At 60.1% G+C, this 9,505-nt stretch carries 7 protein-coding genes and 1 riboswitch; of the genes, 5 read left to right on the top strand and 2 right to left on the bottom strand.

The features are described from left to right. The 3 genes from ACIPZ8_RS25415 to ACIPZ8_RS25405 all read left to right on the top strand — a co-directional run. A partial coding sequence (locus ACIPZ8_RS25415; protein WP_400729185.1) for a T6SS effector BTH_I2691 family protein occupies positions 1-1,925 on the top strand: 1,925 nt, incomplete at its 5' end. A 4-nt stretch (positions 1,926-1,929) separates the two neighbouring features. Continuing rightward, a complete protein-coding gene (locus ACIPZ8_RS25410; protein ID WP_400729183.1) occupies positions 1,930-2,823 on the top strand; it encodes a DUF6708 domain-containing protein in 894 nt (297 codons plus the stop codon). Positions 2,824-2,965: 142 nt separating this feature from the next. Further along, positions 2,966-3,160: a hypothetical protein gene (locus ACIPZ8_RS25405; protein ID WP_116583648.1), complete on the top strand. Its 195-nt coding sequence runs from the start codon at positions 2,966-2,968 to the stop codon at positions 3,158-3,160. Positions 3,161-3,173: 13 nt separating this feature from the next. Here ACIPZ8_RS25405 and tenA read toward each other — a convergent pair whose 3' ends face one another. Then, positions 3,174-3,839, bottom strand: coding sequence for a thiaminase II (tenA, locus tag ACIPZ8_RS25400; protein WP_400729179.1), 666 nt, complete (start codon positions 3,837-3,839; stop codon positions 3,174-3,176). Next, positions 3,836-4,483, bottom strand: a complete 648-nt coding sequence (locus ACIPZ8_RS25395; protein WP_400729177.1) for a TenA family protein — start codon at positions 4,481-4,483, stop codon at positions 3,836-3,838. The genes tenA and ACIPZ8_RS25395 overlap by 4 nt, the downstream gene beginning before the upstream one ends. Before the next feature lie 79 nt (positions 4,484-4,562). Then, positions 4,563-4,677: riboswitch (TPP riboswitch) on the bottom strand. A gap of 252 nt (positions 4,678-4,929) precedes the next feature. On the opposite strand from ACIPZ8_RS25395, the gene ACIPZ8_RS25390 reads away from it, so the two are divergent. Continuing rightward, a complete protein-coding gene (locus tag ACIPZ8_RS25390; protein ID WP_400729174.1) occupies positions 4,930-8,322 on the top strand; it encodes an Ig-like domain-containing protein in 3,393 nt (1,130 codons plus the stop codon). 107 nt (positions 8,323-8,429) lie between these two features. Beyond that, positions 8,430-9,425 (top strand): SCO family protein, encoded by a 996-nt coding sequence (locus ACIPZ8_RS25385; protein ID WP_400729171.1) that lies wholly within the window; start codon positions 8,430-8,432, stop codon positions 9,423-9,425. The last annotated feature ends 80 nt before the right edge of the window (positions 9,426-9,505 follow it).

Genomic DNA, 9,505 nt, shown 5'->3' with positions numbered 1-9,505 from the left:
ACTATTCCGAGCAAGGCCATCGACTGGGGCAGCGCATCGATACCGCCAAGTACCTTAAGTTTCTGGAAGAACGCGACGAACTGGAGTACCGCATCGCCCAGCTGCGTGAATTAGCCTTGCAAGCCAGCAACGATCACGACGCCTGGCTGGCCACCGCCGAAGCCGATCATATCGATGACCCATACAGCCTGGCGGCCGCGCTGGCCTGCTATGACCGGGACGAACTGAGTTCTGCCCGCGGCCTGGAAATGTCCCTGGCCCTGCTGATTCACCCCATGGGCCAGCCCGTGCCCGGCACCGAAGACCAGGATCTGCGTTTCAAACGCCTGGAACGTTGGCTGGACCAGCACGACAGCCCGCTGTACGAAGCGTTGGCACCCTTTAACCCATTCCGCGACAAGGCCGATGCGGTCGGCACCTTGCTCGGTGCCAGCGACAACGTCATCCAGGGTTTGGTTGGTCGCTTCCCTGCCATGGCGAATATCACCGACCTAACGGCTCAATCGGTCAGTACCGTGGTGCTCAAACGCATGCGCGGACACACGCGTTGGGATGCCAGCAACAGCTTGCGGCAGCAGGTGCAGGCCGCGGCGCGCGAGGCCAATGCCGAGAAGGCACTGGGGCTGCTGGCGGCGCGATACAACATTACCGACAAGCTGATCCTCGAGAATCCCTTTAGCCAGGAAGTAGATAAATATCTGAAAAGCGGGATGGCGCAAGTAGAGGAAATGAAGCAGTTGCGCATCACGGGCAGCAGGACGGTAACAGTGGAGATGACCAAGACATCAACGGTAAAGCCAACGCTACTCGGGTTACTCACTTCTGCCGGGGGAGCTGGTTTAAATTCGGTGATGCTGTGGTTCAATGTATTCGCATTGAAAGCGGCATGGAACAACTTACAGATTAACGATGAGCGAGAATATGTGACAGGATTTGCAGCGTCAATTTTCGGAGTGATCGGCGCTGCGTCTGCGACACTAGTGGGTACACGCGCAACACAAAAAGCACTGATATTAAAACTGATGCCTGCCGCTCCTGGAATGGCATTCGGCAACGGCTTTATGAAGTTCCTGAGCAGCAATGCATTTGCTCGTTTATCTGGATACCCGGCCATTTTTCTGGGTTTCGCCTCAGACGTACAAAAATACAGAAGACAGAAAATAAATGGGAGCGAGGATGCAGGAGCATATACTTTAAAGGGAGGCACCTCTGTTGCACTGGGCTCAATACTGGCATTAGAGGGCGCACTTGCTATTGCCGGCCCAACAATGTTTATTCCCTTTGCTGGCTGGGGAGCAGCCGCCGTTGTGCTACTTGGCACAGCCTTGATTGCAGGCGGAATGTACTTCCACCATAAAGCTCATGAAAAACTACACAGCCCGATAGAGCTTTGGGCAGCCAGAAGTGCTTTTGGAACGCGCCAAAATGATGGAGAGTCGAGGTTGGAGGCACCTTTAGATCATGAGAAAAAACTACCAAACTTCCTGAACGCAAACAAAGAAATCAATGCATGGTACGCGGCCTTCTACCTACCACGCCTGCTCTCAAAGAAAGACTCAATAAAGTTGAACTTAAATGGAATGGATAGCGGCACTTTAAAATCATGGTCCCCGCCCGATTGGAGAGCAACATATCACGGCGACATGCCCGGCCAAGTGACCCACTTTGAATTCACTGTGCTCCTACCCGGATTCGCTCTTGGTCATAGTAGCTGGCAATCAACTGCAAGCCTGATCAGCAATGACAATACTAGAACGCCTGACACCATATCACCCACTTGCCATCTCACGACAGCGGGGCTTGTCCTGAATTACACGAAAACATGCAGTGCGCACATCGAAGCAATGCTAGAAATATGCTATCTCCCCGGTATCGGCATAGACGAAAAAGCCACGTCTACAACAAAATTTCTACTGAGAGACTAGTAAGATGGCGACATTATGGCTATTCACCCCTACTGGCGACTCGAAACACCCACCTCGAACTGGAGGCCAGGTCACACAAATCGACCAGCAGGTACTAACATTAAAAAACCCCTGGGTGACTGACTCCGTATTTATGGGCAAGCTCTATTTGGCCATGACGCTAGCCCTCGGCGCCCTGCTATATCCAGACATCTTGGACGATGAATTCCGAAAAGACATGTTCACCGATGCACACTCAATCATAATTTTTTGGCTATGCCCTTTCATCTTTTCGCCTTTTTTGATCTACCGTATTTTCTATATCAAGAAGCTGTCCGCAATCTACTTCAATCGATCAACCAAGAAAATCTACTATAAACGGATAGGAAGATTATTTGTTTTCGATTGGCACAATGTCTGCGGAGGTACTTTCCAACGAACCGAATTTGGCGGTTCATCCTTCAGCACCAGCTACGCCTTGGCATTCGCTCCCCGTCGAGAAGATGGTACTCTCCACCAGCAAGACTGCCTCTGGATCGACAGCAACGAACCCACCGAGTCAGACATAAAATATGTCGCGGAAGTCTGGGAGTATCTCCGCCATTTCATGGATCACGGCCCCGACAAACTCCCTCCTCCAGGCGAACCCAACTGGTGGCACAGGCCGTTGCACGCCATATGCCTCACACCAGCAGAAGCCTGGACCCACTACGCCCCCTGGCGCACTGGCGAGCCCGGAGAGATGCAAGGCAAAAAGAACTGGCAACTACCGTTCTGGGCAGTGCTGTTTCCCTACAACCTGTCAGTGGCCATCTGCTGGTACGTCATCTGCAGCGTATTCAACGTTCGCGCAGCACCGCCACCGCCAGAGGCGTTCGAGGAAGCCCCCAGTCAATCCGGCAAGCGAAAGCGCAAATGAGCACCGGTTGCAAAACCTTGGGCTGCCTGCAGCAGCCCAATCAACCAAAGTCTTGACCCAGATCGCTAGACTTCGCCTTTATCCCCTGACAAAGTAGGGAAAATCTCACGGACGAGAGCCCACAATCATGCAAGGCGATTCCATGGCAATCGATTCCGTTCTGATCCGCATCCTCCGCGCTTTCACCTCATTCAACCAACGCCTGTTCCTGCGTCGCCTGAACAAGGAAGAGGTCAACCTCATCGACCACTATCGCACCCTGCCTGAGCGCGATCGAATCGCCGTGCGGTACATGTGCACGGCAATTCACAAAACCTCAATGAAACAGCCCGACTGAAGCCAATCGGCACTCAGTCAACGCCATCCAGCCCCATCTGCCAGAAATCAGCCTCCAGCCGCGAAGCCTGGCCAAAGATCTGTGCCAGCTCCACAAACCGCTGCTCGGTCATGCTCCGCGCCGCCAGTTCATCCAGGTGCCTGCGAGCCGCCGCTGCTACGCCCTGGTAACCCTCGCCGGCATATTCGCCAATCCACTCCCGGTACGGGTGGTCGCTCAGGTCACCAATGCGCTCCGCCAATGTGCGGCCAATCTCGGCGTAGCCAATCACGCACGGCGCCAACGCCACATGCAGTTCGAGCAGGTCACCGGCCGCGCCGCAGTCGAGCACGTAACGGGTGTACGCCACAGTCGCCTGGTGTTCGGGTGCCGCCTGGATATCGGCCTGCGACAACCCCCAACGTGCGCACAGGCGCAAGTGCAGTTCGGTCTCGTCGAGAATCGCCGCCAAGCCGGCCTGGGCGGCGCGGATATCCGCTGGCAGGCGGCTCTTGTAGGCGGCCAGGGCCCAGGCGCGGGCGAACTGGATGAGGAACAGGTAATCCTGGATCAGGTACGTGCGGAAGGCTTCTTCCGACAACGTGCCCTCGCCCATCTGCCGCACGAAGTCGTGGTCGACATAGCTGTGCCACTGCCCGGCGGTGGCGGCCTTCAGACGCGCGAAAATATCCATGCTCACGCCTCCTCGGTGTAGATGGCGTTGAAGAAGGCAAGCTCCAGTTCAACGGTACGTGCGTAGAAATCACTGGCCAATGCAGCCTCCTGGGGGCCGACACGGTCCAGTTCGGACTTCAGGAAAGCAACGAAATCGCAAAATGCCGGGTTGTCGTGCAGGGTGATCCATTCGGCATGGACGAAGTTGGCCGGCAACGGCTTGGGTGCCTTGAGGGCCCAATCCAGGTACAGGCCTTCGGCAACGTTCAGCACTGCCAGCGCGGCGGCATAGGAACGGGTGGCCGCAGCCTCGCGCATGATGGCCTTGAAACCGGCGGTAGGTGCAGTGTCTGCCGGCTCGGTGCGCTGCGCCGGGCTGACGTCCAGCGCTTCGAACGCACGCAGGAAATAGGTGTTCTCGTCGCTGGAGATCATCCCCGCGAAGCGGCCGAAGCGCAGGCGGGCCTCATAGGTGTCGGCGGTGGCAATGGCGGCACCGAGCAAGGTCAGAAAGCTGTCGAGAAAGCGGTGGTCCTGGACCAGGTAGCGGACCATGATCGGGTCGGCCACGCTGCCTGCGCACAACTCGGTGACGAAACGGTGGCCGACGGCGGCCGACCAGGTCGGTTGGTTCTGGCGTTGCAGGGTTTCATGGAAGCGTTCGGTCATGGTGCTGTCCCCCTTGGGCATGACAGCGAGACCGTTGCGGCTGGGCATGGTGTGGCCTCGCAGTGAGGCCGGCAAAAAGGCAGGTCGGCAGTCCCATCCCTTCGCCGGCATGATCCGGATCAGGTTCGAAGGGTCACCGCGCTGCAGCTGCCAGCGGTTTCTCAGCCCGTTGCCGGGCTCCCCTTGGTGGGCAACAGGTATACAGCGCCAAGCGCCGGTTGTCACCCACTCCATCACCGGAGTTGGGCCCCCACCATGCCCAGTTTCGGGGGCCTACACCCGGTCTTTGACACCCTGTTATTTAGCGCGCCTCAGGTGCCACAAGGAGTTGTTTAACAAAGTATTACCGAAACATCTGTTGGCACAGCCGTTGCTCAGGCCATTAAAACCCGGCAATACGCCATTGATGGCCCATAGCCATTTAGCCGCGAGCGAGGCACCAGGCAATGAAAACACCTGCCGTGATCCACCCCAACAGCCACGCCTTCAAACTGTCTGCCGTGACCGTGCTGATGCTCAGCCTTGGGCTGATCTCAGCCATGGCCTCCTCGCTGGATGATGTCAGCCAGCCGCCGCCGACGGACCCGTCGCATTACGATGACCAGCCGGCTGACCCCGCCCCGGCGCTGCTCAACCTGTTCAACCTGCCCGAAGCGAACGAGGGCTCCCTGGAACTCAAAGATGGGGTGTATGGCGATCGCTCGACCAACCGTGTCGACAACGTGCTGCCGCCCGCGCTGCAGACTTCTCGCAATTACCCTACCAACGGCAAGCCGAGCCCGTTGTTCGGCGCGCAGCCGTTCACCCAGCAATTGCTGCTGTTCGAGGAATTCGGCCCGGAAAAACTCGACCCCAACCTGCCGCCGCCTGCCCTGACCTTCCCGGTCCCGACACTGGGTGCAGCCCCTGCGCAAGACCCAGACGTGGTCGCCCGCAGCAGCCCCAACGGCAATGCCCTGGAGGCTTTCCTCAAGCAGCCGGGCCTGTACCCGTTCCCGACCCAGTACGCCAACACCCTTGACCGCAACCCGTGGAAGGCGCAGATCGAACTGTTCCTCAACCGCAACTCGGTCGGCTCGCCGGCGGAAGGCCGGCCGCCAGGAAAAGGCTGGTCGCACCAGCGCTGGAACGAGTTCTATCCCCAGGCGGCGTTCAAGACTGCACAGGCAGGCGCACGCATCAACCAGGGGCTGCGTGACCGCAAGCAGCTGCACAACTATGCCGTCGGCGAGTTCGCACCGGGCGGGCTGTATTACCAGACCTCGGACATCCCGACCACCCTCGGCACCACCAAGGGCATCGACCCCCGCTTCCACCCGAACTTCCCGCTGCAGAACCACAAATCGCTGTGGACCTTCGACGGTACCTTCCCGCCGAAGCTGCTGATGGTTCGCTATGGCCAGCCGGTGCTGATGCGCCACTACAACGCGCTGCCGATCGACCCGGCAGCCAACGCCGGTTTCGGCCTGCACACCATTTCCACCCACGAGCACAACGGTCACTCGCCGGCCGAGAGCGATGGCTTCGCCAACGCCTACTTCTTCCCTGGCCAGTACTATGACTACCGCTGGCCGATCCAGCTGGCTGGCTACGACACCATCAACACCCGTGCCGAGGACCCGCGCGCCGCCTTCCCTTGCTCGCCGGGGGAAACCCTGTTCGTCAACGACGCCAATCCAGGGCTGAAGACCTGCGAGAACGGCAGCATCAAGATTCGTGGCGACTGGCACGAAACCATGAGTACCCACTGGTTCCACGACCACATGATGGATTTCACGGCGCAGAACGTCTACAAGGGCAACGCCGTGATGATGAACTACTACAGCGCCATCGACCGCGGCAACGAAGCGCTGCAGGACGGCGTCAACCTGCGCTTCCCCAGCGGCTCGGCCATGCCGTGGGGCAACCGCGACTACGACGTCAACCTGGTGATCGCCGACAAGGCCTGGGATCAGAACGGCCAGCTGTGGTTCAACCCGTTCAACACCGACGGCTTCCTCGGCGACCAGGTGCTGGTCAACTGGCAGTACCAGCCCAAGCTCAAGGTCCGCGCCCGCAGCTACCGCTTCCGTATCCTCAACGGCTCAGTATCGCGCTACTTCAAGTTTGCCGTGGTACGTGAAATCGCCGGCAACAGTGGCGAATTCAAGGGCCCTTCCGGCTCCAACGTGTCGTACGCCCGGGTGCCGTTCCACATGATCGCCAACGACGGCAACATCATGGAACACGCCGTGCCGTTCGACGGCACCATGGACCTCAACGGCGACGGCAAGACCGATGACAACAACGCGATCATGCCGCTGCAAGGCATCGCCGAGCGTTACGACATCATCATCAACTTCGCCAAGAACGGGATCAAGGTCGGCGACAAGCTGTACATCGTCAACATCATGGAGCACGAAACCGGCAAGGGCCCGAAACAGCCCATCTCGCTGGCCGACGTGCTGTCCGAGAAGTACAAGGCGGTGATCAAGCAGACCAGCAACGGGCCTGAGTGGGACAAGGGCGACCCGGTGGTCGGCAAGGTCATGCAACTGGTCGTGCAACCCTACAGCGGCCAGGACGTCAGCATGGACCCGAGCGCCTATGAACCGGCCAAGCCGGGCAAGGCCGAAGGCCTGAAGATGATCCCGCTGGTGATCGATCGCAATGCCGTGGCCGACCAGGCCAAGATCAAGGCCGCTCGCCACCGCGAGTTCACCTTTGGTCGCTCCGACGGCACCGACACCACCCCGTGGACCATCAAGACCGACGGTGGCTTCGGCTACAGCATGGACCCGCGGCGCATCTCCGCCGCACCGCAACTGGCCAGCGAAGCGACCCAGGCCGGCTTCAGCGGCGACGGTACCCTGGAGGTGTGGAAGATCAAGAATGGCGGCAGCGGCTGGAGCCACCCGGTGCATGTGCACTTCGAGGAAGGCGTGATCCTCAGCCGCGACGGCAAGGCGCCACCGGAATGGGAAAAATGGGCACGCAAGGACGTCTACCGCATCGGCCCGGACTCCGACTCCTCGAGCGAAGTGGAAATGGCCATTCACTTCCGTGAGTTCGCCGGGACCTACATGGAGCACTGCCACAACACCCAGCACGAAGACAACTCGATGCTGCTGCGTTGGGACATCGAGCACCCGGGGCAATTCCAGGTGATGCCGACCCCGCTGCCGGGTTGGGATGGTGTGCAATACATGGCTTCGGTGGGCCTGCCAACCTTCCGTACCGCCAGCAACAACAACACCGACACTGCCAACAAGCCACCGGTGGCCGTGAACGACAGCGCCGCGACCACGGCCGGCAAGCCGATCGTGATCAACGTGCTGGCCAACGACACCGACCCCGAAGGCAATCTGCCGCTGACCGTCAAGGATCTCAACCAGCCTGATTCCGGCAAGGGTACGGTCAGCACCGATGGCACCACCGTTACCTACACCCCACCGGCCACGGTCGACACCCCGTTCACCGCCAGCTTTGCCTACACCGCGCGTGACGCCAAGGGTGCCGATTCGCTGACCCCGGCCACGGTCAGTGTCGCAGTGAGCCCGGCCGTGGTAGCGGACCAGGTCCAGGTCAGCAGCGCCGTGGTGCAGGTGCGCAGCAACAATCGTTACACCTGGGACATCTCCGGCACCACCTCGGTGGCCAGCGGCAACAGCATCAGCGTGACCGCAGCCACCACCAGTGGCCCGTTGAACCTGGGCACGGCGACGCTGACGGCGGCAGGTACCGGGGCGCGCTGGCGGTTGTCGGTGACCACCACCGGTAGCGGCCCGGCCACACCGGCGACGATCACCGTGAAGTCGGCACTGGGTCAGAGCGTGACGGCGCCAATCAGCATCAAGTGACACGCGTTGAAGGGGGGGGCCGCTTTGCGGCCCTTTCCGACCGATCCGGCGCTCCGGCAAGGCCGCTCTTACAGGCGGCCCTCACCGCAATTCAGAGGACGTAAATCATGGCCCTGTCATGGCGTGTTCTGCTCGCACTCACCCTGTTCGCTGCCGGTACTCACTACTGGCCGATCAAGCCCGCTGAATCGGCGCAGTCGGCACCCTCGGCCGAGGCTGCCACGCCGTGGGGCGCCAGCTACTTCCCCAACACCCCGCTGGTCACCCAGGACGGCAAGAAAGTGCGGTTCTTCGACGACCTGATCAAGGACAAGGTGGTGGCGATCAACTTCATCTTCACCGGCTGCTCCGACTCCTGCCCGGTGGAAACCGCTCGCCTGCGCCAGGTGCAGAAGATCCTCGGAGACCGGGTGGGCAAGGACATCTTCCTCTACTCCATCAGCATCGACCCGTACAACGACACCCCCGCCACGCTCAAGCGCTATGGCGAAAAGTTCGGCATCGGCCCCGGCTGGACCCTGCTCACTGGCGAACCTGAAGATATCGAACAGCTGCGCCGGCGCCTGGGCCTGTACATCGAAGGCCTGGAGAATGGCCGCTCCAAGGACCACAACCTGAGCCTGATCATCGGCAACCAGGCCACTGGCCGCTGGATGAAAGCCTCGCCCTTCGAAAGCCCCTACATCCTCGCCGATCGCCTGGGCAACAGCCTGCACAACTGGAAGCAGGCCAGCGACATGGCCAACGACTACGCCAGCGCACCGCAAATCCGTCCGCCCAGCAGCGGCGAACAGATCTTCCGCACCCGCTGCTCCTCCTGCCACACCGTGGGCAACACCGAACCCGGCCAACCCGGCATCGGCCCCGACCTGCTCGGTGTGACCCAGCAACGCGACCCCAGCTGGCTGATACGCTGGCTGAAGGAACCGGACCAGATGCTAGCCGAGAAGGAACCGCTGGCCACCCTGCTCTATGAACAGTACAACCGCCTGGCCATGCCCAACATGCGCCTGGGCGAGACCGAGATCACCGCGTTGATCACCTACCTGCAGGAAGAGACCTCGCGCATACAGGCGCCCCTGGCGGATCGGGGGAAACCTTAAAGGCAATTAGCCATTAGTCATGAGGCTGTCATCTGCCTGTCGTATTTTTCGACCATCACCCAGGGTCGGGAACAACAGCA

This window comes from Pseudomonas sp. NPDC089422, from assembly GCF_044749405.1.
Taxonomy (GTDB): Bacteria; Pseudomonadota; Gammaproteobacteria; order Pseudomonadales; family Pseudomonadaceae; genus Aquipseudomonas.
This window is presented reverse-complemented; position numbering and strand designations above follow the sequence as displayed.

Coding starts and splice junctions, on each gene's coding strand:
- ACIPZ8_RS25405 (WP_116583648.1), top strand. CDS start 2,966: ATGGCAATCGATTCCGTTCTGATCCGCATCCTCCGCGCTTTCACCTCA.
- ACIPZ8_RS25395 (WP_400729177.1), bottom strand. CDS start 4,483: ATGACCGAACGCTTCCATGAAACCCTGCAACGCCAGAACCAACCGACC.
- ACIPZ8_RS25410 (WP_400729183.1), top strand. CDS start 1,930: ATGGCGACATTATGGCTATTCACCCCTACTGGCGACTCGAAACACCCA.
- ACIPZ8_RS25390 (WP_400729174.1), top strand. CDS start 4,930: ATGAAAACACCTGCCGTGATCCACCCCAACAGCCACGCCTTCAAACTG.
- ACIPZ8_RS25385 (WP_400729171.1), top strand. CDS start 8,430: ATGGCCCTGTCATGGCGTGTTCTGCTCGCACTCACCCTGTTCGCTGCC.